This window comes from Chryseobacterium camelliae (assembly GCF_030818575.1).
Classification (GTDB): domain Bacteria; phylum Bacteroidota; class Bacteroidia; order Flavobacteriales; family Weeksellaceae; genus Chryseobacterium; species Chryseobacterium camelliae_A.
Window position 1 is genome coordinate 2110123 of the sequence record NZ_JAUTAL010000001.1, and the last position, 24728, is coordinate 2134850.

Below are 24728 nucleotides of genomic sequence, written 5' to 3' on the forward strand. Positions count from 1 at the left end.
TACTTAAGCTAAGTTATGATAAGCATGATTGCTCATTACCTATTACTCATTACTTATGAATAGGCTATAAATCTACGGGTAATTAGTACTACTCGGCTATGCTGTTACCAACTTTACACCTGTAGCCTATCAACGTGGTCATCTCCCACGACCCTTAAAAGATGTCTCATCTTGAGGCGAGTTTCACACTTATATGCTTTCAGTGTTTATCTCTTCCAAACATAGCTACTCAGCGGTGCACCTGGCGGTACAACTGATACACCAGAGGTTTGTTCAATTCGGTCCTCTCGTACTAGAATCAAGCCCTCTCAAACATCTAACGCCCGCAATAGATAGAGACCGAACTGTCTCACGACGTTCTGAACCCAGCTCGCGTGCCACTTTAATGGGCGAACAGCCCAACCCTTGGGACCTTCTCCAGCCCCAGGATGTGACGAGCCGACATCGAGGTGCCGAACCTCCCCGTCGATGTGAGCTCTTGGGGGAGACTAGCCTGTTATCCCCGGAGTACCTTTTATCCTATGAGCGATGGCCCTTCCATACGGAACCACCGGATCACTATGTCCTGCTTTCGCACCTGATCGACTTGTTGGTCTCACAGTCAAGCACCCTTATGCCATTACACTCTACGCACGGTTACCAAGCGTGCTGAGGGTACCTTTGAAAGCCTCCGTTACTCTTTTGGAGGCGACCACCCCAGTCAAACTACCCACCACGCAATGTCCTTCTGAAAGAAGTTAGGCTCCAAGTAAGTAAAGGGTGGTATTTCAACGTTGGCTCCACAAACACTAGCGTGCCTGCTTCAAAGCCTCCCACCTATCCTACACATTACTTACTCAAAGTCAATACGAAGTTATAGTAAAGGTTCACAGGGTCTTTTCGTCCCATTGCGGGTAATCGGCATCTTCACCGATACTACAATTTCACCGAGCTCGTGGCTGAGACAGTGCCCAGATCGTTACACCATTCGTGCAGGTCGGAACTTACCCGACAAGGAATTTCGCTACCTTAGGACCGTTATAGTTACGGCCGCCGTTTACTGGGGCTTCAGTCAAACGCTTCGCTTACGCTAACGCCCTTCCTTAACCTTCCAGCACCGGGCAGGTGTCAGACCCTATACAGCATCTTTCGATTTAGCAGAGTCCTGTGTTTTTGATAAACAGTCGCCTGGGCCTCTTCACTGCGGCCAACATTGCTGTTGGCGTCTCTTCTTCCGAAGTTACGAGACTATTTTGCCTAGTTCCTTAGCCACGACTCACTCGAGCACCTTAGGATTCTCTCCTCGACCACCTGTGTCGGTTTTGGTACGGGTTGCTTCACTTCGGCTTTTCTTGGATCCAAGTTCACTACAGCAGCTTCGCCCGAAGGCTAGGCCTTGACTATTCCGTCAGTCTCCAGTAGCTACATTGAACCGTCCCCTTTTTAGTGTGAGCAAGTATGGGAATATTAACCCATTGTCCATCCACTACCCCTTTCGGGTTCGCGTTAGGTCCCGACTAACCCTCAGCTGATTAGCATGGCTGAGGAAACCTTAGTCTTTCGGTGAGGGGGTTTCTCGCCCCCTTTATCGTTACTTATGCCTACATTTTCTTTTCTATAAGCTCCACAATACCTCACGATACTGCTTCGGCGCCGATAGAATGCTCTCCTACCGATTAATTTAATTAATCCCATAGCTTCGGTAATATGCTTATGCCCGATTATTATCCATGCCGGACCGCTCGACTAGTGAGCTGTTACGCACTCTTTAAATGAATGGCTGCTTCCAAGCCAACATCCTAGCTGTCAATGCAGTCCAACCGCGTTGTTTCAACTTAGCATATATTTAGGGACCTTAGCTGTTGGTCTGGGTTCTTTCCCTTTCGGACATGGACCTTAGCACCCATGCCCTCACTGCCGTAGAACATTTATTAGCATTCGGAGTTTGTCAGGAATTGGTAGGCGATGAAACCCCCGCATCCAATCAGTAGCTCTACCTCTAATAAACTTATATACGACGCTGCACCTAAATGCATTTCGGAGAGTACGAGCTATCTCCCAGTTTGATTGGCCTTTCACCCCTACCCACAGGTCATCCGAAGACTTTTCAACGTCAACCGGTTCGGTCCTCCACTCTGTGTTACCAGAGCTTCAACCTGCCCATGGGTAGATCACAAGGTTTCGCGTCTAATCCTACTAACTATGCGCCCTATTCAGACTCGCTTTCGCTCCGGCTCCGGACCTTAAGTCCTTAACCTCGCTAGTAAAATTAACTCGTAGGCTCATTATGCAAAAGGCACGCCGTCACAGAATTAATCTGCTCCGACCGCTTGTAGGCGTACGGTTTCAGGTTCTATTTCACCCTTCTATTCGAAGTGCTTTTCACCTTTCCTTCACAGTACTTGTTCACTATCGGTCTTTCAGGAGTATTTAGCCTTGGAGGATGGTCCCCCCATATTCAGACAGGATTTCACGTGTCCCGCCATACTCATTTATCACTTATGTATGCCTTTCATATACGGGGCTATCACCCTCTATGGCTGTTCTTTCCAGAACATTCTATTAAACATATAAAAGCTTTTGGGCTAATCCGCTTTCGCTCGCCACTACTTACGGAATCTCTTCGATTTCTTTTCCTCCGGGTACTTAGATGTTTCAGTTCTCCGGGTTTGCTCCTCCTAAGAGGTGACATGTCTTCAACATGCCGGGTTGCCCCATTCGGACATCTCGGGATCAATTCGTGTGTGCCAATCCCCCGAGCTTTTCGCAGCTTACCACGTCCTTCTTCGCCTCTGAAAGCCTAGGCATCCGCCATACGCCCTTAACGATTTCTTTCCTATTTTTAGGTTACTCAAGCACTTATAAGTGCTCGGTTTTCTCTTTGTGATGTCTTTACCGTTAATGTCAATGATCTTTTTGCTTGTAATTAAGTAATCAAGTAATATGTATTAATGACGGCTCCGTCATTATGTAGAATACACATATCCTTTTATTACCCGCTTACATTATACTCTTGTACTCACGTACTTCGTATAATCCGTGGAGAATAAGGGAGTCGAACCCTTGACCTCCTGCGTGCAAGGCAGGCGCTCTAGCCAGCTGAGCTAATTCCCCTCTAGTAGAAATTTTAAATTCTAGATTATAAATTTTAAATCAAACTTGCGTTATATTCTAAAATCTATAATTTATAATCTATAATTCCCTATAATTAGTAGTCTCGGGCAGGCTCGAACTGCCGACCTCTACATTATCAGTGTAGCGCTCTAACCAGCTGAGCTACGAGACTCTGTTATGAGTGATGATTGATCAGTAATAATTGATATTTTCATACCGCATTACCTTCTTTCATTTCTCAATCTCTTTCCCGTTACTAATTTCTAGTGGGTTTATATTTTATATAATAGGTAATTGATGGCTGATTAGTGATGTTTTCATCACTCATCGATTATCATTCATCTATTATATATAGCAACCAATAAAAAAACTAAAGCTTGAACTTTAAGTAAGTTCTTGTGTCATTAAGACACTAATTTTGTTTATCGTCCCGAAAGACGCTCTAAAATGAGATGTTCCAGCCGCACCTTCCGGTACGGCTACCTTGTTACGACTTAGCCCTAGTTACCTGTTTTACCCTAGGCAGCTCCTTTTACGGTCACCGACTTCAGGTACCCCAGACTTCCATGGCTTGACGGGCGGTGTGTACAAGGCCCGGGAACGTATTCACCGCGCCATGGCTGATGCGCGATTACTAGCGATTCCAGCTTCATAGAGTCGAGTTGCAGACTCCAATCCGAACTGAGACAGGCTTTCGAGATTCGCATCACATCGCTGTGTAGCTGCCCTCTGTACCTGCCATTGTATTACGTGTGTGGCCCAAGGCGTAAGGGCCGTGATGATTTGACGTCATCCCCACCTTCCTCTCTACTTGCGTAGGCAGTCTTACTAGAGTCCTCAACTTAATGGTAGCAACTAGTAACAGGGGTTGCGCTCGTTGCAGGACTTAACCTAACACCTCACGGCACGAGCTGACGACAACCATGCAGCACCTTGAAAATTGCCCGAAGGAAGGTCTATTTCTAAACCGATCAATTCCCATTTAAGCCTTGGTAAGGTTCCTCGCGTATCATCGAATTAAACCACATAATCCACCGCTTGTGCGGGCCCCCGTCAATTCCTTTGAGTTTCATTCTTGCGAACGTACTCCCCAGGTGGCTAACTTATCACTTTCGCTTAGTCTCTGAATCCGAAAACCCAAAAACGAGTTAGCATCGTTTACGGCGTGGACTACCAGGGTATCTAATCCTGTTCGCTCCCCACGCTTTCGTCCATCAGCGTCAGTTAAGACATAGTGACCTGCCTTCGCAATTGGTGTTCTAAGTAATATCTATGCATTTCACCGCTACACTACTTATTCCAGCCACTTCTACCTTACTCAAGACATGCAGTATCAATGGCAGTTTCACAGTTAAGCTGTGAGATTTCACCACTGACTTACACATCCGCCTACGGACCCTTTAAACCCAATAAATCCGGATAACGCTTGCACCCTCCGTATTACCGCGGCTGCTGGCACGGAGTTAGCCGGTGCTTATTCGTACAGTACCTTCAGCTACTCTCACGAGAGTAGGTTTATCCCTGTACAAAAGAAGTTTACAACCCATAGGGCCGTCGTCCTTCACGCGGGATGGCTGGATCAGGCGCTAACCCATTGTCCAATATTCCTCACTGCTGCCTCCCGTAGGAGTCTGGTCCGTGTCTCAGTACCAGTGTGGGGGATCACCCTCTCAGGCCCCCTAAAGATCATCGACTTGGTGAGCCGTTACCTCACCAACTATCTAATCTTGCGCGTGCCCATCTCTATCCACCGGAGTTTTCAATATCAATCCATGCGAATCAATATATTATGGGGTATTAATCTCCCTTTCGAAAGGCTATCCCCCAGATAAAGGCAGGTTGCACACGTGTTCCGCACCCGTACGCCGCTCTCTCTGTCCCGAAAGACAAATACCGCTCGGCTTGCATGTGTTAGGCCTCCCGCTAGCGTTCATCCTGAGCCAGGATCAAACTCTCCATTGTATGTTTGTCTTGACTCACTCAAAGTTTTTTAACGCTTTAGTTTTTTCCTTACTTGGTTGTTATATTGTATGTCAATGATCTTCATTTCTTCCGCTTTATACAAAACTACTTCTTTCTGTCAGTGTTTCATTCCGTATTTGCGAGTGCAAAAGTAAAACTTTATTTTGATTTGACCAAATGTTTTTGAAAGAAATTTTAAAGTTTTTTTTCTTAACCTTAACCCTCTCTTAACACTCTATCAACCTACTCCTGCGCTCCCCTCAATTGGGGACTGCAAAGATACAAAACTTTTTATTCCCTGCAACTTTTTTTCTGAAAAAGTTTTTAAAATATATTCCGTTATACATGTACCTCTTTAAAGTAGTCCTAATAAAATAATACCGCTTATCTAAAAGCTCTTCTGCGCTACTGATATACTCTCGTTTTCAGTGGGGCAAAGATAGAAACTACTAACTACATCTTCCAAATTTATTTAACATAAAGTTGACAATAATGTCCTATTTCAGGGTTAATCGACTGACCTTTAGGTTAAAAAATTTCGCTCTTAAAATAGGATAAGATCAGTCTCAATTTTGTGCAGCCATCAATGTTAAAATAAGCCTCATCATGATATAAGCAACCATATCAGTCAGTTAAGCTTGGAATACCCAGTTTTAATGCTCCATCAAGGCAAAAAAAGTAAAACAGATAGGAACCTATTAATAGCAGCAACAATACCACTGTAGCGATTTTAAAACCATCAACAGAAGATTTTTTACTCCTACGCGATCTCTGCCGAGATTCATCCACTTCCCAAACATCCATGGGATGCACATGAGAAGCAGATACTTCCCTGCTTTTAAATGACGATGATAAAGAATCTATAAACGGGATGTCTTTATTTTTGATAATAGTTTCTGCAAAAGCTTTCTGCTGATCCTCATGCTGCTTTTTCACAGTTTCCATTTTCCCTTCCGTTCTCAGCGCGTTGATCAGCTCATCCATTTTACCTGCATACTTATGATATTCCAGCGTTACTGTCTGGATTTTCTCTTTAGACTCCCTGATGCTCTTCTCATTTTCCCGGTGGCGGGCTTCATTGCGGCTGATGCGATCATTCATATCGTCCACCACTCTTTTACGTTCTTGTTCAAGTTGCTGCTTTTCGTTCATAAGACGGTCAATGGATTGCTGAACGAGTTTTGCTCTTTCTTCATGAAGCTTACTGATTTCCTGTTCAAAGCCTTGTTTATCGACAATCTTAAACAGGCCCTTATCTCTTACAAACTGTCCGATCTCATGGCTCTGTGTAAAATAAATGGTATCGTAAGAATGAAGAAGCTCCACCGCTTTCCTGAAAAGTATCTGCAACTGGGCAACATCCGTTTCCGAATACACAACCAGGTATTTTCCAGACGTGCTGCTGAAGTTAAGATCATCGACCTCCCGCAGGTTAAAGGCAATCTTATCGAAGTCCTTTGGTTTATGAATGGTAAACTGATCAGAATGGACGATGCTGATGCTGCCTTCGGAAACATTATTTTTTTCAAGGCCATCATGAAATTCATTCAACACTTCTATTGTTAAAGCTTCGGAAGCGGTCTTACCGGCAAAGATCAGTCCTGACCCAATGAATGTCCCGCCCCGGTGCGAATTCTGTTCCTTGGCAAAAGTATAAATGGCATACGACAGCAGATTGCGGCTGCCGCTGTGGTCTTTGCGCAATGCATAAATGCGGGTATCCGGGAAGAGCTTGATGGCATCTGTTTTCAGGTCAAAAGTCCGGATATCTTTTACGGTTTCCGGATTTCCGCCCAGAAAAAAGGACTGCCTGAATCCATTAGGATTCCCGAAGGTGCCGAATGCGGAGAAAAAGTACATCGTATTCATGATCCGGAAAAACTGAATTTTAAACGTTCCCAAAAAGTCCCTTCATAATCGAGGTCATATCCTACGATGCTTTTGTACAGCCATTTAGACAATACCTCCGCGGTAGAAAGGTTCAAGAGGCTGATCCGTTCTTCACCTGTACTGTTCTGCACGCTTCCCACCGTATAATAGGTTTTGGTTAAACCATAGGTATTGATGCGCTGCGAGGTCATCGGTAACCGTTCAATAATAAAGTTATCCAGTTCTTCAGCACTTTCCACATCCATCCTTCCGGACTTATCCCATTTGGAAATCACCAATACGGCATTTACCGACCTCAGGTTCTTGCCTTTGCGCTCGAGTTCATCCAGGAATTCGTTGATCAGGCTGTCTTCCCGGTGGGCAGATTCATAGCTGGTAACAATAACAAAGGTGATAGGAACATTGGCATTAAGGAAAGATTCGATGCTGCTGTGGTAATTCCCTCCCCTCCTGATCTCATTATGGTTTTCCCCGGAGGTTTCCAGGAAAGTAAGGTCTATGGGCACTACCCGTTTTGATTTGTTATTAGGTTCAAAGACCAGATCAAGCCGCGTAACGTGATCCCTGGTCGTCCGGTTCGGGAGTATTCCCTGGCGGATATTTTCGAAAAAGTCGGATAAAAGGACGTTGGCTTCCTTGGTATTGGGGGTTCCCAGTTTCGGTCGAAGGACTCCGGCATAGGATTTAAGGTAATACAGCATGGAAGAAAGGATAACCGACTTTCCGGATTCCGAAGTCCCGAAGAAGAAAATGAAATTGCTGTCCTTATTTTTGATATCATTGGATATGGTTTTGGCTACGGGCACAAAATCATCCTGAGGTGTTTCTTTAGGATCGAATAACAGGGGCCTCAAAGGCTGGTATTCTGCCTCATGCTCCTGTTCCAGTGCAAGGGGCTTGAGCTGTTCATTACCGTTTTCCATGGTTTATTGGTTGGGGATTAAGGTTTTACCGCTTCTTTTATTGCTGAATACGCTGCCGCCACTGTTTCCGCGGTGTCCGTCCGAATTGGTTACCAGTAGGATAATGATAACGATAACAAAATCCAGCAGGATGCATCCGGCCAGTACCACAAACTGGTACATTCCGAAGTGTTTGATGGCATGCTCAAATGCAAAACCGATCTTTCCCACTTCCTGGGTCTGCGAAACAACGGGTTCAAAATGGATCTTGCCGTTTCCTAATACAGTCTGTGCACGGCTTCCCAAACGGTTGTACTCCGTCAGGGATTCATCAATAACGCCCTGGGATTGCTGGTCTTTTTCTTTTTTGGATAAATTCAGAAGGTTCTGGATGATGGCATCCCACTTTTGGGAAGCTTTTCCGATATCCGTTTTCAGGCTTCGCTCTTCAGGAGACAGATCGGAAATGATGTTATCGATCTGCTGGCCCATCCTGTTGGAAAGGTCTTCATAGTCATTGCCAACGGGGGTAAGCAAATCTACTTTTTGTCCCGTAAGGTTTTCGATATCCCGGATCAGCGACTGGGCACGAGAGCCGATACCCGTATTCCCGGGATCCTTGATCTGCTCCATCAGCTGCTTTTTCTTGATCTCAATATTCTGGGTGGTCGCTTTATTATACTTATAGCTGAGTTTGGATTCTACTTCATTTTCCAATGCGGCATACTGTTTATTGATGTCACGCACTTCATTCGCATAAATATCCGTTTTCATGAACCGTGTATAAAGCGCATTGAAGTTGGCAATGAAGCAAAAGGAGGCAATGAAGATGTAGATCCCTACCAGGCTTCCGGTAGGCCGCCCATCCAGTTTGGCCGCCCGGAGCATCCAGCACAGGAACAACAACAGCAAAGATAAAACCAGGGCAATCACCAGTGAGGCAGGCCCGAAGATCTGTTCCAGACCCAGCCAGGTCTGATAGAAGCTGACGCTGATCAGCAGTAACGCGAGTATTCCCAAAAAGAGATCCGCAGGAGTCAATTTTTTATTCATAGTTATTGATTTAGGGGTAAGAGCAAAACTGCTCTTTATTATGCTCCGAAACTACAAATAACCTGCAGAAAAAAATTACGGAAAACCGTAAAGAGGCATTTGTCTGGGTATGATTTGTTATCAAAGAAATGGTCAATGAAATAAAATTCACTGACCCTGTTCCTGTTTCTGACTACAAAATGATTTGTTAATCATTCTTTTTCATCATTACCGTGAAGGATTTCGCCGCCTTGCAAAGATATTTCCACTGCTCGATTGCTGTACAGCCTCATTTTATCCTCGTAATCTGCAATGGCTGCTGAGAAATTGTTTTTATCCATTATATTTTCCGTTAAAAGTGCAGCATCTATAAATGCTGTATTGGCTCCTACGCCTCCTGCAGGGCTCATGGTATGTACGGCATCTCCCAGTGCGGTAATATTTCCTGATGGCCAGGGCTCTTTAGGCAACGATGACCGTATAGGAGTAACAGATAAGGATGTTTGGTCAGCATGATCGAATAATGCCCTCAACTGAGGATGCCAGTTACAGGTAAGCTGATGAATACGATGAAAGATCTCTTCTGCTGTATAATTGTAAAAATCTGCCTGTGACAGTCCGAAAGCCTCAGGATTTCCTATAAAAGCCCAATAGAAATAATCTGAAACAGGACTTATGATATCCCAGGAAGCATCTTTTTTAGAACCATCAAATACCATAGCATCTACGATCAGCGAATACTGCTTTTCAATGATGACAGATGTCCCTTTCTGGAGTTTCGGTGAAATTACTTTCAGAGCCTCAGAAGAATAAAAGGTTCTGCCATAGATCGTTATATTTCCGGTGTTGATTTTTTGGTCCTTACAATATTCTCTTCCTATTTTAGAGTGAACACCGTCTGCAGCTATTACCAGGTCAGCTGTATAGGTTGTACCGTCAGTAAAGATGAGTTTCACTTCGTGATTTTCCAATTCTACCCAGTCTGCCAATTCTTTTCCGAAGCTGATGTTTTCCTCCAATCCATGCAATAGGATTTCACGGAGCGTCAGCCGGTTGGGTTTCAGGTCAGGTACTTCTTTTACGCCGTCACTCCAGGATTCTACCAGATCATTTTTTGAGGATTCAAGGGAAGTGGTCAGCACATTCATTCCCCTACAGCTGGCCGCGCAGGTATCAATAAAAAGTTGGTATAAATTCTTCGGAAGACATTTTTCCAAAGATTTCCTGCCGGGTTCATTGATTCTTATCCTGTAGCCCTGAGTCCGGGCATTAAGGGATGCATCCTTTTCAAAAACAGTTGCATTCAGACCATTTTTCTTCAACCCCTGAGCAAGGCATAAGCCGCCTAACCCTGCTCCTATAATGGCAATACGTTTGTTGTTGTTTTGTTGTATCATAATTTTTAAGCATCAATCCTGTAATATTTCGGTTATGATTGACGGAACAAAATTATGAGGGTTGAATTGCAGAACCGATGGCTATTTAACGGTGATGATGGGATAAATCATGGTTTTCTGTCCTGAATTCTGAGGCAGTCTTTCCCGCTCTCCTTTTAAAGAAACGTGAAAAATAAACAGGATCATCATAACCAAGCTCAAATGCAATCTGCTTCACATCCATAGTAGTATACACCAGCAGGCGCCGGGCTTCCCATACTATTTTCTGCTGTATCCAGAAACTGGCAGGATATCCTGTAACTTCCTTCACGGCTTCATTCAGATACAATGGGGTGATGGTCAATAACTCAGCATACTGCTGTACTTGTTTGATATTTCTGAAATGATCGGAAACCAGCTTTTTGAATTGTCTGGTAATAGAATATCTCTGGCAATCCTGCCTGAACCCTGACCCGGGCACTTCTGAAATTCGTGAAACAATTGTTCCTACGGCAGCATCTGTCAATGATCGTTCTATGGCTGGAGATCGTGCTGTATCTTCTTCTATCTTTGCAAGCAGGACAAGCAGGTCAAAGATCCAATCGTTGTCATTAACGTTCACAGACTGATGAAGCCATTGATGCATATCCATTGTTTCCTGATACGATTCGGAAATGCTTCCAGCTTCTGCAAACAAAAACCATCCTTCATTATCTTTCTGAGCAACATACTGATGAATTTGCCCCGGTCCTACAAAACAAAGTGAGGGTCCCAGCAGTTCAATGGTATTAAAATCCACTTCCAATTTAAAATCGCCTTTTTTCTGGATGATAAACATGTAATGATCATCCCGATGAATTTCTGACTGTTTCTCATTGAAAACAGACAAAGGCATCAGCCTGACTGCCGAATTTTCCAATTGATTGCGATAGGAAGGAATCATCTTTTTCATAGAAAGGGCTCTTGAATAAGAATACTAAAATACCGTAGTTTTTTGTTTTGCGAAATAATTTTTTTTAAAATATTCGTACAACTTTCTTTGCAAGCCTCTGATAATAGTGTATTGGGCTAAGTCTTCCCTTTAAAACCCTTCACAGCTTAGTTGGCTGGCTGCAAGTCTATGAATCTGATTTTAGGATCTATATAGTTTATTTGTGGATGAAAAATCTACCACATGTGCCAATAAAAAATACTGCCTCAGGGAAGCAGTATTATTGAGTCGCCGAATAGCCGTTTAAGCAGTCAGCTTATCCGTAACTGTGGTTAGTATAGATATTAAGAATTTTGATGGGTTTTGGTAATATGATATTATTGTTAATAGGTCAACTTGTTAGATGAAAATTAACTAATAACTCTTATAAATACTCCAACTACCTTAAGATCGATGGTCTCTTCTTCTCTAAGAATAATCGGCTTAATTTCTGAATTAAATGATTTGGGTAAAAGTGTAATTTCTTCATGCTGCCACCCATTTTCGTCAAATAACTTTTTACTCATATACTCTTTCACTGTGAAACGTGAGCCTGATTCATCAAAAACGTTCCTGTTTTCTACTAGAGTAACAAGCCCATTTCTGGATCCGCCAATGTACTTCTTAAACAAACAAATACTCCCATTTTTTATAATCTTATTCATTGATTCTCCTACAATCTTACAGGCGAAATATTCATCGGGATTCAACTTCTCTTGAACATCAATGTATTTTATATTTTCCAATTCCTGTAGTTCTGAAAATGATCCTGCAGATATCTCCAAATCAAACAAAGGTATTGAAGTTTCAGTTTTAAACTCTAGTATTCTAATTTTTGCACCTTTATTTTCCTGACTATAGTTTTTTACGTACTGGTTAAAAAATTTTCTAAGATTATCATTGCAAACATATAAATAAGTTCCTCTTATTCCTCTCAATAAAAGCGTTCTGTAAATATTGATTATATATTCTAAAAGAAACGTCTCATCCTTAATTGAGTTTTTACCATTCTTGTCTTTATATTTGTTCTTATATACCACAAACTTTTTCTTATCAAAGTCGTAATCAAATTCAGGACCTATGATTACACCTGTAAAATTTAGATCATATCCCTGTACTGTATGTATGCACCCTACCTCTTCCAGTGAGTTTTTTGAATTGATCCAATCACTTGTTACACTATTCCAGCGTAATTTGTTTTCCTCAATTACAATATCATATTGATCACCGTTCTTTTTTGAAACCCATTCCCAAGCATAGCCGGCAACGATCCTTGATAATTTGAATTCTTTTTCTTTTTTTTTAATCTCATGAATCATCTCTTTTAAATCATCAAAGATCAGAAACTCATATTGTAACGCAGAATATTTATTTAACACAGTATTTCCATCAAAAATATCATTTACAAATTTTACATATTCATTTCCACCTAAAACTCTGAGTTGTGATTGTAAATGTTCAACACGAACATCTTTTCTGGCTTTTAAATCTAGAAATTTTTCTTTAAGAATATCCGAAGGCTTTATGGACTGGTATTGATCATAAAAGATGATAGATTTTTCACTTTGAATGGTTATCCAATCCAATTCTGAAGCAGTAAACTTATTAAGTCCCAATTTTAAACAATTAGTATCAAATGTACCATAGTAAGATCCTAAATTTACTCTTCTTCTTAATCTGTGTCCTTCATCAACAATTAATACATCATATGTCTTTTTAATAATATCTGAAGGTCCTACAACCATATTACCTGATAAACCTTTTATGTTTTTAAAAACTTTAGAAATTGTTTTCCTAAATGATGCCATTGGAATAACCAATGCCATATCTATTTTTTTGTATTTAGCCTTAACTTTTTTAAGTAAAACAAAAAGTTTGTCATCCTCTTCATCAAAATCCGAATGATTAAAATCTGCGAAATCTGTATTTAATAATTTAAATAAGAATATTGCCATAATTGTCTTCCCTGTGCCTGCACCACCATTTATTATTGAAACTTTAGCAGATGGATCCAACAAACAATTTAAGATCACTTTTAATCCTTCAATCTGCTCTTTTGAAAGGGATTTATATGGTGAGTATTTAAATAAATCGGAATTATCTATATAGGAAAGAGAGTGCTTTGTTATTCCTAACGCATTTAGTTCATTCCATATACCTTCAAAAAGCTTCCAATAAGTTTCTTTCTTTTGATAATAATGATGATTCGCAATTCCAAGATTGCCATTTTGTAATACATACTGTCCATCAGCAGACATATATTTGATTAAATTAGATTCCAAATCTAAAGTAGCAGATTTATTAAAAAACCTGCTAGTAATAATATCCACCGATGACAATGTAATCTTTGCAGGTGATTTTAAATGTGTTCTTAACCTATTAGCAATATCTGTCGTTTCACCTACATATGCTTTCTTGGAACCATTATTTTTTAATAAGTATACTAATGGCCATGATAAATAATCTACGTGATCCTGAGCAATTTTTGTTTTGAGCTCGTCCAACTTAAAATCGTATTGATTAATTTTAAAATCTTTCATCTAGAATCTTTTATAATTCATCATATTTATCAGAGCGGCCTTTTGCTTTTTCAACAGGGTATTTTTGTTTATTTTTTTCAAGTTTCGAAAGAATGATAGAATTAAGATCAATATTATTTTTATTAGCTAAAAGAATTGCATACATCATAACATCTGCTAATTCATCTTCAAATTTAGATTTATTGAAGTTTTCATTTTCCTTCCATAAAAAAAGTTCCAACAACTCAGAAGCTTCAATTGATAATGCTACAGCTAAATCTTTTGAATTATGAAATTTTTCCCAGTCTCTTTCGTCACGGAATTTTAAAATTGCATCTAATGTTTTTATGTCTATCATGATCAGTTTTAATGAAATAATTTTAAGCTAATATAAGAATTCTAGAAAGCTATATTAATTATGGTATTATTTAGCAAATTTATTAAATATTATATGTCAATATAAGTAATAAATAAAAAAACTCCAATACAAATTGGAGCCACTATAAGATTCATATAAAATCATATTATTTCTTCTGCATCGTTCCCAGCGCCCAGGCCACCAGCAGCGGCTGCATAAACAATCTGCCGAGCCTTTTCTGGTCTGTATTGAGTCCGAAGCTGTCTTTTCGGTTGACGTATTGTGAAATGTTGCCGGGGAAGATGGCGGTGAAAAATCCTGCGGCTACCTTGCCGATCAGTTTCTGCTGCTCTTCTGAAGCTCCGATGATGGATGCACCCAGGGCAATTTCCGCGATTCCGGAATAGAAAACGGTATCATCTTTTTCAAGGGGTACCCATTCCGGCACCTGGGCACGGAAGGCTTTTCTGGCAAATGTAAGGTGACCGATACCGGCCGTGATGAGCATTCCGCCCAATGCATATTTTCCGATATTTTTTAATGTGTTGGTGTTCATATATTGTGTGTTAAAGGTTAATCACAGGTTTCTTCGGAACCGGAATTCTTTTTCATCAGCATATAGGCAATGCCAAGACCGAGACCGGCCAGAAGGGCTATTTTGGTTTTGCGGGAAGGAACCGGAAGGATGGTTTCACCATAGATGCGATGCGGTTCCTGGGAAGGTTGCAGCACGTTCCCGTTGTCATCCGGTGCGTTTTTGATTTTCATCATCAGTCTCATGCCTGCCGAAGCTACGTTGATGACCGGTTTTGGAAACAGCCCGTATACGGTTTTCAGGAATAAGGACGTGGCATCCGGGAATTTTTCTTTTTTCGGGTTCTTGGCCAGTTTAACGATGCTCGCTGCGGTATCTCTGGGATCAGCTGCGAACGGAGGAATTTTAAAATCCAGCCCGGAATACTTGGCAGAATGCATATTCCCGGTAGACCGCTGGATCTGAGGATAGATATTGCAGATATGGATGTCTGCGAAGTCTGAAATTTCCCCCTGCAGGCATTCCATCATGCCCCTGATCCCGAATTTAGTGGATGAATAGACCGCACTATAAGGCGCAGGCATGAATCCGCCGATGGATATATTGTTGATGAGGACTCCCTCCTGCTGTCTTTTGAAAACAGGAAGCACACTATACGCCCCGTGCATATATCCGAAAAGGTTGGTTTTGATCACCTGTTCATTCACTTCCATAGGGATCTCCTCGAATTTTCCGCTGGACATCACTCCTGCATTATTGACCCAGATGTCTATCCTTCCGTTGAACTGTAATGCAGTCTGCACCAGGTTTTCTACTTCTTCCGCAACGGATACGTCTGTAGGCACCCCGATAACAGCTACTTCCAGATCCCTGCACAGGGCAACGGTTTCGTCAAGGGCTTCTTTGCCGCGGGCAGCAACTACGATATGGCATCCCTCCAGGGCAAATGCTTCTACGGTAGCCCTTCCTACCCCGCTGGTTCCGCCGGTAATGACCACGGTTTTACCGCTGAGGCTTTTTCCTGAAATATCTTCTGATTTCATTGGTGAATGATTTTAGATTGTGAATGTTGTTTCCTAATACTTACCTATTATTATGCCAGAAAGAGGCAGATCTTCAAATACCAGGCAGCGTGAGGAAAGCGAAGAGGACCGATCAGGCTGAGAGCTGGAATACGATATGTAATGGTACTGTTGATATCGTGTAAGACCATTAAAAAGCAGCATTGCAAAATCGCCTTTTGCAAAACAGACCACCTGATTAGCCAAACTTAGGCTCGATCATTTTACTCTTCATCTTTGCCCTTTCGAAAATTCGCTTCCTGTGGATCCTCAGAACACTTTATTGAAAATGATTCTGCTTTGTTCCAGCGCTACCCCGAAAACCAGGTGGGAACCAAATTCCCATACCCACCACGAAGCAGGCATTTCGCTCACTTTACCCTGAAGGCCCAGTGCCGGAACCAGGGATCCGTGTGTTGCAGCCCAGATTACGGTTCCGGCAACCAGCCCCTGGGCAGGGATTACACGGCCTTTTTTCCTCAGCGCTAAAAAATAGGCTATCCCTATCACGGCGCCTAAAGTGTAGTGGATACCGGTCATGGCCTGTTGGGTCTGTTCACTGGAAAGCTCCTGGTGGGTATATTCTTTGTAAACGCTTTTCGCCAGTACTGCCGGCGGCATATTTTCGGGTTGATGGGTAACGTCGGCACCCTTCAGTTCAAGCTGTCCGGGCTCGGGCGGGAAATAATCTTCTCCTATTTTTTGTAAGGGCGGTTCTGCAATGGATTTGATCCAGGAAGCCAAAAGGCCGGCTACAGCTCCCATAAGAATTGTTTTTGTCGGGGTATTCATACGTATATTGATGTTTTTGGTGAATATGGGTAATCAGCAAAGTGCATAAATCATTCCGTAAGAATTGATCCTGGATTTTCATAACAAAACTGAGTGTTAAAAATGATATTCTGAAATTGATTATCTGCATCTGAAAATGCATCTGCCATGAATTATTTAAAGAGTTTGCGGGATAAGTCCGGAAATATTTAAAAATATAGTCACTTTTAAAGTCAAAATTAAAATAAATTGGAATACCGTTTGATTTGTTAAGGAAATGTGAAAATTTCATTGGTGATGGAAGAAAAACCTGTTAAAAAAAGAAACAACCGAAAAAAATGGCTTTTAGGAACCGGTATTGGTATCGTAGTGTTGATCCTGATATTTCCTTTTGCACTGGACTTTTATCTTCAGCGGAAACTGCCGGATGTTGTCAACAGCAAAACGCCTTATCACCTGAAGCTCAAGGATTTTAACCTAAGCCTCCTTTCCGGAAATTTCACCGCTACAGACCTTAGCATATCCACCAAAAATCCTGATGATGCGAAAATCACCCAGATCAACGGTACAGTAAAAAAAATCCAGATCCGTGACTTCGGCATCTGGAAAGCCCTGTTCAAGAAAGCATATCATGCCGATCAGTTCGTACTTTCCGATGCGCAGCTTAATATAAAACTGGCACCAAAAAAGGCCAAGGACACCGCCAGAAAAGCACAGAAGGATATTCACATTAATAATATTGAACTCAACAACGTATTTGCAGACATCATCAGTGCTGACGGAAAGCCTGTTTTCCAGGGGAAAGACATCAATGTACGCCTGAAAGACATCCGCCAGAGCGATAATGACGCTAAAATCCCATTGGCATTTAAGGAATTCAAAGTGAATGCAACAACCGTAAAGATTGGTGTGAACGACTTTTACGAAATTAATGCAGACCGCATTCTTGCCGCCAATAAAACACTTTACCTTCAAAAGTTTCATCTGAAACCGACCCGGAAGCCTCAGCAGTACAACGCTAAAAACGTATTCGATTTTTCATCTGAACGTCTACTCGCCAAAGATTTTATGATCAATCAGGATTCCCTGATTGTTTCTGATGTCATCTTCAACCGGCCGGATCTTAAAGTAATGTCCACAGGAAAAAACACGGTGGAAAAAGAGAAGAACCCGAAAGAAATAGAAATGAAAATCGGGATGAAAAACATCGATTTCCAGAAAGGGAAAATCATGGTATTGCAAGCCAATCAGGATAGAACCGCTTCGGTTGACAATTTCAACTTCAAGCTCAGCAATATTGTCTTTGATAAAAATACGGTCAAGGAAAAAATACCGTTCCGCTTTACCAACCATGATATTGAGGCGGATAACATTTACTTCAAAGCCAGTCCGCACCAGGCCCTTAAAATCAAACGGATCTCATCCAACAATGCAGACATCCTGATAGAGCAGTTTGAAATGCTTGCCTTAGGCAAGAGTACAGACAAAGACCTGTTCAACATCCGTACAGATAAAATCAGGATTCTTAACAACCGTACAAAATATGTAGGGCAAAAACTCAACATCCTTTTAGGCGGAATAGACATTCAGTCGCCGGACATTAAAATCGTATCTGCCATACGCAAGGCAGCTAAAAAGAGCCAAAAAAATTCGGCAGATCCTGATTTTACGGCACAGTTAGGCTTTATTAACATATCAAAAGCGAAAATCACTCAAGTTAAACAGGGAAAAACCCATCTTGCGGTAGCGCAGCTGGATGCAAGGCTGGATAAAGTAACTTCCGGTAAGGAATACCTGAAAAACGGACTGCCCTTTAAAGCGGCCAGACACCTGATTACGGCACGCAATATCAATTTAGATGCAGGAAAATACTATTCATTAAAGGTAGGCGACGTGAAAAATTCAGGAAATTATACCGAGATCCGCAACCTGGCCTATCTTCCAAAATATTCTAGGGCTGCGTTCAGCAGAGTGATCGCAAAGGAAACCGACCTGTATACCATCCGTGCCAGAAAGATCGGAATTACCGACCGCCAGTCGGAACTGTTTAAGAACCCGGTCATTGATATCAGCCAGGTGAACATCGATGGCATCCACTGCAATATTTACCATGACCTTGCCCCACCGGATGATAACAGCCCACGATACCTGTTCAGCAAAAAGCTGAGAGGCGTTAAAATCCCGCTCTTCGTTAAAAGCATCAACATCACCAATTCAAACCTTGAATACGAGGAGAATGCGGAGAACAATAATATTCCCGGAAAAATCACCTTCAATGATTTCAATGGTAAAATCAGTGATGTGAACAATGCGAAAATCAAAGGAAGGCCTACCACGGTAAAGGCTGATGTGAATTTTGCCTTTTACAATAATGCCAGCACCGATGTGCACTGGAAGTTCGACGTAAGCAATCCACAGGATCAGTTTACCATTGACGGGAAAATCAGCAAGCTGTCCGCAGACAATGTAAACCTTTTTGTGCGTCCGTACCTCAATGTAACGCTCGACGGTAAAATAGACTATATTAAATTCGACTATTACGGAAGCAATGCCGGGATTGCCGGGAAGTTCTATTTTAAATACAGCGATATGTATGTGAACCTCCTCAACAAAAAAGGCAATGAAAGAAAACTTTTGTCCACGGTAGCCAACTGGTTTGTGAAAAATGAATCCACCGGCGAACCGGAATATGTCCTGATCGAAAAGAAAAGAGATCCTGAGAGAAGTTTCTTTAATATGCTGTGGCAGGGCATTATGGAAGGCATTAAAAAATATGTGATCTGATAATTTTAATCACTGCTGCTGATTTTACAGGCAGCAGTTGTGATTTTTGTCATCTTCATGTTTTTAAAAATCCCGGTCCCTTCACCGGAAAAAACTACCCATTACAATGAAAATAAAATCCCATTTTACAGCTCAGCTCAGTTTTGCCCCCGAAAGCAAGGGTGGCAGAAGCACACCGGTATCCTCTGGCTACCGGCCGGCCATACAGTTCCCTCCTCAGCAGGACATGATTACCTGCGTACAGACTTACCCGGATACAGAACTCGTTTTCCTCGGAGATACCGTACAGGCGGAAATTGCCCTTCTGAATGCAGAGGAGATCATCAGCAGCTTATATGAAGGCCAGGACTTCGATTTCTTTGAAGGTCCTGATCTGATTGGCCACGGAACCATTACCAAAGTACATTAGCATATTATGCATCTACCGAAAGGGTTTTATTCATAATAGTAAAATACCGATCTGGTTTTTAGATATCACACAACAGTAAAACAGACCACTTTAGCACGGTTTTCTCACACAGTTTAGTATTTAACCCTTATAACTTTGCACCACTCAACGATCATGAAATCTATGCCCACCAAAATCAAAAATATAATTGTTGCCACAGACTTTTCCGAAAAATCAGGAAATGCTGTTGAAATGGCCTTCCATATTGCCGTACGGCATGAGGCTGCACTTACCGTACTTCATGTCGTAGACCAGTTTTACCTGATCGACAGAAGCTACAAGCAGGTCATAGGCAATGAGGTAACACAGGAAAGCATCAGCCTGGCTGAAAACAACCTGGCTGAAATACAGAAGGGACTTGCTGAAAGATGCAGCACACTTAACATCAAAACAGAAATCCGGCATGGAAGCCTCATCCAGAGCATCAATGACCTGATTGCAGAAGATAATACCGACCTTACTGTTGTAGGAACTTCTGGAGAACAGAAAATCAAACAGTTTATCCTGGGCTCCAACTCGTACAGCATATTGTCTGAAGCGAACACCTCTGTGCTGATGGTCCCGAAAAGCTTTAAAAAATACCGGTTTAAAAAGATGGTCTTTCCGGTAAGGGTTACCCATAACCTGGATGACAAACTGGACTTTGCCTTATCTATCGCCGAAAGGAATGACAGCACGATAGAACTCTTGGGCATTGGTGATACGGAAACTTCCGATGAACTGAAAAAAGAGTTTATAGGCCTAAAAAAGAAGCTGTATGAAAGATCGGCAGACTACACCGCAGAGTTTTTTGAAGCTCCGGATAAAGCCACCGTGATTGCTACGTTCTCAAAAGCGGCAAAAGCCGATATCATTATCCTGAATTATCAGGACGAACAGAGCTGGAAAGCCCTTTTTGCGGAAAACTTTTTAAGAAAAATTATTAACACCACAGATGTGGCCCTTCTATTTTACAAACCTAAGACAGAACAAAGAAAAGATACCGGACAGGATACTCCTTATGATATTACGCTTCCTATTCCGGGATAAAAAATGATAATGACAAAACTATATATTTACAACGAACGACAGCAAGCAGCAGACAACACCCAGAAACAGATCGCCAATTTCCTGTTCCGACACCTGGAACAATACGGTGATCCTGAACCCGACATACAAAAAGCCATAGACTATGCCCTGGGAAAAAACCACAGCCCGGGAGGCATCATCATTACGGCTGAAGATTCAGTCACCGGCGAAATGACCGGTTGCGTAGTCCTCAACAAAACCGGAATGCAGGGGTATATCCCTGAATACATCCTCGTCTACATTGCCACAGACAAAAAACAGCGCGGTAAGGGCATCGGAAAACAGCTGATGCAGAAAGCCATTGAAACCGCAGACGGAGACATCGCGCTCCATTGCGAACCGGATAACCCGGCCAGGCACCTCTATGAAAAGCTGGGCTTTACCAGCAAATACCTTGAAATGCGCTTAAAAAAATAATATGTCATACATTACCTTAAACTCCCATAAACTTTTTCATAATTATCAATATCTGGAAAAGCTCTTTGCCGATCATGAAATCCACTGGGCTATTGTAGCCAAATTATTGTGCGGCCATGAGGAATTCCTGAAAGTCGTCCTGCAGATGACCGGTAAAGACCTCTGTGACTCCAGGCTGAGCAACCTTAAAACAATTAAAGACCTTTCTCCGGATACCCGAACGATATACATCAAACCTCCCGCACGGAGATTGGCCGCCTGTATCGTACAGTTTGCCGATGTTAGCTTCAATACGGAACTGAATACCATAAAAGCCCTGTCTGAAGAAGCCGTACAGCAGCAGAAAATACATAAGATCGTCATCATGGTGGAAATGGGTGAGCTGCGCGAAGGCATCATGGCCAAAGACCTGCCCAAGTTTTTCGGGGAAATTTTAAACCTGCCGAATATAGAAATCGTCGGCATCGGAACGAACCTCAACTGCCTGAACGGCATCCTCCCTGATGAAAAGAAGCTTTTCAAGCTGAACCGGTACAAAGAAATCGTGGAACACATGTACGGCAGGAAAATCCCTTACGTATCTGCCGGATCTTCCGTGACGATCCCCCTGCTTTTTAAAAACCAGGTTCCTGAAGGCATCAATCATTTCAGGATCGGTGAAACACTCTTCTTCGGAACGGATGTTTACAGAGATTCTGTGATCAGCGGGATGTATCAGGATGTGTTTACCCTGACGGTAGAAATTATTGAGATCAGGGAAAAGCCGGTGGTTCCGGCCGGAACGGCCGGGACCAACCTTACCGGAGATACGCCGGTATATAACAAAAAAGACATCGGAAAAACTACAGTAAGAGCCATTGCAGATGTCGGGCTGTTGGATATTGACCAGAAAAACATCCGTCCGGTCGACCCGGAAGTAGAGATCATTGGTGCCAGCTCGGATATGATGATTTTAGACCTCGGAAACAATGCTTCAAGATTTAAGGTGGGAGATACCCTCGAATTCACCATGAATTACATGGCCGTGCTCAGGGCGATGAATTCCGATTATGTGGATAAAAAAGTCGTTCACCACGTGGCAGGCAACGAGCTTAAAATATTGGAATTCAGGAATTGATCAGTAACTGATCTTTAGTATTCATCACTATTTTTTCCATCATATAATCTCGGATGTTTAGGTAACAGTCAAACCATAAATGGTGCTGATTGGCCCGTTCATAAAAGATTCTGCCTATCTTTATACATCATTCATGCACGCCATAGTATGCTGAACCAGGATATCAGGACCTTCACTTTAAATCAACTGGGTACTCATTCAATACTCAGGGGGGAGCTTGTGCTTCTTACAGTTTCAGAATTTCTCTGTAAAGCCATAGATGGCAGCCATTTTAAAAACAAGTTTTATGCGGTGCTGATGTTCAGCAAAGGACAAGGCAGCCTTCAGATCGACCACCAGATTTTTGAAATCCGCCCCAACAGCTTTTTTTTCATCAACTACCATCAGGCGTACAGCTTTACCGGCACCGAAGCCTGTGAAGGCAGTGTTATCCTGTTCACGAAATCGTTTTACAATTACATTTACACCGGCAACAGACTTATTAAAAGCGATACGGCACTGGAAGATCTTTTCCCTAGTATCACAGGACTTACCGCTGAAAAAAGGAAAGACCTGTGGCAGAGCTTCGAGGCCCTGAAAAAAGAATATTCTTCCCGAAACAGCCTGTTCAAAGAGATAGCATGCCTCCAGCTTAAAGTGATGATGCTGAAATACATCCGGAATACACGTCCTGTCCATCCTATTCAGGAAGCTCCGGATCGCAAGAAAGAACTGGCAGACAAGTTTTCAGAATTGGTTAACCTGAATTTCAGGGAACTGAAAAGCACTTCCGAATATGCGGAAAAACTCAGCATCACCCCAAATTACCTTAACGCCGTCATACGGGAGCGCCTCGATATGACAGCTGGGCAACTAATTAAAAACCGTGTAATCCTGGAAGCGGAACGGCTGCTGCTCCATACGACCCTCTCCATTGCAGAAATTGCCTACGGCCTTGGATTCAGTGACAGGTCACATTTCGGAAAATATTTTAAAGCAGAAAAAAAATATTCGCCTAATGAATACAGAAAAAAAGAAAGCCGGACTGTGATAAACACATGACCGGCCTGATATGATTTATACTGCAGCTTCTACGATAACTGCGGCTGTGCCTCATTGAAGAAATAAGGTTTAAGGATATCTTCAAAATGGTACAATCCGTTCTCTTTACCCTTCAGGTTCCTCGCTACAAACAAAGCCCCGTTCCCGAACGCTTCCCTGGAAATCGATTCATGCACCAGGCGTACGGTCTGATAAGGGAACCCAAAGATTACCTCATGCTTGCCAACGATTCCTCCGGCCCGTACCGAATTGATGCTTTCCGTCCGGATGTCCAGCGTTTCTGCAATCTTTACAGCAGTCCCGGAAATTCCGGCTTTGGCTTTGAAATGTTCTTCAATTAATTCTATATCCACTTCCGGGGCTATATTTTTCAACATCGAGGCGGCAAACAACAGATAATTAACGCCTAAGGTAATATTCGGTGACCAGAATACCACCGTGTTTTCCGAAAGCTTCTTCAGGAATTCTTTTTCGTGTTCATGGTAATGAGAAATGGCGGATATGATTTTAATCTGTCTTTCAGCCGCCGCTTCACCATAAGTATAAATCCCGTCTTCCGTAGAAAAGTCGATGATGGCATCTACCGGATGCGCATCCAGGAAATCTCCGATCTCCAGCCCCTGTTGGGAAACAATAACCGCAGGATCTGGAGCCGTAATCCCCAACAGCTCTTTGGCTGAGCCGTTCTCCATCACTGTACTGTCTCTCAGCACCCATTCCAGGGAAAATTCTTCGTGCTGAAGAATGACATTAGCCACGGCTTTCCCTGCCTTTCCGAATCCTATTAAACCTACTTTCATATGATTATAATTTAAGTGAAACATATTATATTCAGAAGCATTCAATCTTTCGTTCAATACTTCATTTTGCGAAAAATTTTTCGCACCAGAATACTTAAAAGTACGAATTATCGCTGTAATAAGCAAATGGAGGATGATATCATTAATATTGAAATTGGGTACGGCTTTATATCTGGCCAAGAGGCAGGAAAGAGAAGAAGGCGGAACAAGGTATTTTCAGCTATTGAATGCAGCGGGCATGAAAAACTGACCGGGACGCAGATCCTGAAAAGGCTGCTGGATTACGGACTGATTGAAGAACGCCATGATGAAGCGGATAAAAGGAGCAAAACGCTTAAGCTGACCGAAAAAGGTGAAGCCATGTTTCACCAGTCTGTAGAAAAGGTGGATATGACGTCCCAAGTTCTTTCCGGCAGCCTGAATGAAAAGGATCAGCTGTTGGTCCTGCTGAGGAAACTTAATGAATTTCACGCCCATCTTTATTCTGAACACAAGAATTCGGAAGTCACCAGGATCTTTGAGCTGATCCGCTGAATAACCGGTAAAAAAAATCTGCCGGGCCTTTAAGGCCCGGCAGAATCACC

18 protein-coding genes, 2 tRNA genes and 2 rRNA genes are annotated in these 24728 nt (G+C 42.4%); 7 read left to right on the forward strand and 15 right to left on the reverse strand.

The features are described 5' to 3' along the window. Positions 1-62 precede the first annotated feature (62 nt). The 14 genes from QE404_RS09565 to QE404_RS09630 all read right to left on the reverse strand — a co-directional run bounded on the left by QE404_RS09565 (position 63) and on the right by QE404_RS09630 (position 16490). Positions 63-2814: ribosomal RNA gene (locus tag QE404_RS09565) — 23S ribosomal RNA — on the reverse strand. Between the two features lie 205 nt (positions 2815-3019). After that, a tRNA-Ala gene (locus QE404_RS09570) sits at positions 3020-3093 on the reverse strand. Between the two features lie 98 nt (positions 3094-3191). Continuing rightward, a tRNA-Ile gene (locus QE404_RS09575) sits at positions 3192-3265 on the reverse strand. Positions 3266-3538: 273 nt separating this feature from the next. Next, a 16S ribosomal RNA gene (locus tag QE404_RS09580) occupies positions 3539-5055 on the reverse strand. Together the 16S and 23S rRNA genes with 2 tRNA genes alongside form the textbook arrangement of a ribosomal RNA operon. Before the next feature lie 624 nt (positions 5056-5679). Beyond that, positions 5680-6924 (reverse strand): hypothetical protein, encoded by a 1245-nt coding sequence (locus QE404_RS09585; RefSeq protein WP_307453847.1) that lies wholly within the window; start codon positions 6922-6924, stop codon positions 5680-5682. Further along, positions 6921-7868, reverse strand: a complete 948-nt coding sequence (locus tag QE404_RS09590; RefSeq protein WP_307449854.1) for a hypothetical protein — start codon at positions 7866-7868, stop codon at positions 6921-6923. Before QE404_RS09590 ends, QE404_RS09585 begins: the two co-directional genes overlap by 4 nt. Before the next feature lie 3 nt (positions 7869-7871). Beyond that, positions 7872-8900 carry a hypothetical protein gene (locus tag QE404_RS09595; RefSeq protein ID WP_307449856.1) on the reverse strand — a complete coding sequence of 343 codons (1029 nt, stop codon included), beginning with the start codon at positions 8898-8900 and terminating at the stop codon, positions 7872-7874. 191 nt (positions 8901-9091) lie between these two features. Then, entirely contained in the window at positions 9092-10276 is a 1185-nt protein-coding gene (locus QE404_RS09600; RefSeq protein ID WP_307449858.1) for an FAD-dependent oxidoreductase, read from the reverse strand. Between the two features lie 85 nt (positions 10277-10361). Continuing rightward, positions 10362-11207: a helix-turn-helix domain-containing protein gene (locus QE404_RS09605; RefSeq protein ID WP_307449861.1), complete on the reverse strand. Its 846-nt coding sequence runs from the start codon at positions 11205-11207 to the stop codon at positions 10362-10364. A gap of 389 nt (positions 11208-11596) precedes the next feature. Continuing rightward, on the reverse strand, positions 11597-13765 hold the full coding sequence (locus tag QE404_RS09610) for a DNA/RNA helicase domain-containing protein (protein WP_307449863.1): 2169 nt from the start codon (positions 13763-13765) through the stop codon (positions 11597-11599). A gap of 10 nt (positions 13766-13775) precedes the next feature. Then, on the reverse strand, positions 13776-14102 hold the full coding sequence (locus QE404_RS09615; protein ID WP_307449866.1) for a nucleotide pyrophosphohydrolase: 327 nt from the start codon (positions 14100-14102) through the stop codon (positions 13776-13778). A 166-nt stretch (positions 14103-14268) separates the two neighbouring features. Further along, a complete protein-coding gene (locus tag QE404_RS09620) occupies positions 14269-14658 on the reverse strand; it encodes a DoxX family protein (protein WP_307449869.1) in 390 nt (129 codons plus the stop codon). Positions 14659-14675: 17 nt separating this feature from the next. Beyond that, positions 14676-15680: an SDR family NAD(P)-dependent oxidoreductase gene (locus QE404_RS09625; protein WP_307449872.1), complete on the reverse strand. Its 1005-nt coding sequence runs from the start codon at positions 15678-15680 to the stop codon at positions 14676-14678. A 288-nt stretch (positions 15681-15968) separates the two neighbouring features. Then, the gene (locus QE404_RS09630) at positions 15969-16490 is read right to left on the reverse strand and encodes a DUF1440 domain-containing protein (RefSeq protein ID WP_307449875.1); all 522 of its coding nucleotides are present in this window, start codon (positions 16488-16490) and stop codon (positions 15969-15971) included. A gap of 276 nt (positions 16491-16766) precedes the next feature. Here QE404_RS09630 and QE404_RS09635 point away from each other — a divergent pair, with 276 nt between their 5' ends. The 6 genes from QE404_RS09635 (at position 16767) to QE404_RS09660 (ending at position 23344) form a co-directional block, all read left to right on the forward strand. Further along, positions 16767-19253 carry a hypothetical protein gene (locus QE404_RS09635; protein ID WP_307449878.1) on the forward strand — a complete coding sequence of 829 codons (2487 nt, stop codon included), beginning with the start codon at positions 16767-16769 and terminating at the stop codon, positions 19251-19253. 106 nt (positions 19254-19359) lie between these two features. Then, positions 19360-19662, forward strand: coding sequence for a hypothetical protein (locus QE404_RS09640; RefSeq protein ID WP_307449881.1), 303 nt, complete (start codon positions 19360-19362; stop codon positions 19660-19662). 162 nt (positions 19663-19824) lie between these two features. After that, positions 19825-20730, forward strand: a complete 906-nt coding sequence (locus QE404_RS09645; protein WP_307449884.1) for a universal stress protein — start codon at positions 19825-19827, stop codon at positions 20728-20730. Between the two features lie 9 nt (positions 20731-20739). Continuing rightward, entirely contained in the window at positions 20740-21186 is a 447-nt protein-coding gene (locus tag QE404_RS09650) for a GNAT family N-acetyltransferase (RefSeq protein ID WP_307449887.1), read from the forward strand. 1 nt (position 21187) lies between these two features. Then, positions 21188-22303 (forward strand): alanine/ornithine racemase family PLP-dependent enzyme, encoded by a 1116-nt coding sequence (locus QE404_RS09655; protein WP_307449890.1) that lies wholly within the window; start codon positions 21188-21190, stop codon positions 22301-22303. Between the two features lie 147 nt (positions 22304-22450). Beyond that, complete coding sequence (locus QE404_RS09660) at positions 22451-23344, forward strand: helix-turn-helix domain-containing protein (protein ID WP_307449892.1); 894 nt, start codon at positions 22451-22453, stop codon at positions 23342-23344. A 29-nt stretch (positions 23345-23373) separates the two neighbouring features. Here QE404_RS09660 and QE404_RS09665 read toward each other — a convergent pair whose 3' ends face one another. After that, positions 23374-24144 (reverse strand): 4-hydroxy-tetrahydrodipicolinate reductase, encoded by a 771-nt coding sequence (locus QE404_RS09665; protein ID WP_307449895.1) that lies wholly within the window; start codon positions 24142-24144, stop codon positions 23374-23376. Positions 24145-24270: 126 nt separating this feature from the next. Here QE404_RS09665 and QE404_RS09670 point away from each other — a divergent pair, with 126 nt between their 5' ends. Then, entirely contained in the window at positions 24271-24678 is a 408-nt protein-coding gene (locus QE404_RS09670; RefSeq protein ID WP_307449898.1) for a MarR family winged helix-turn-helix transcriptional regulator, read from the forward strand. Positions 24679-24728: the final 50 nt, after the last annotated feature.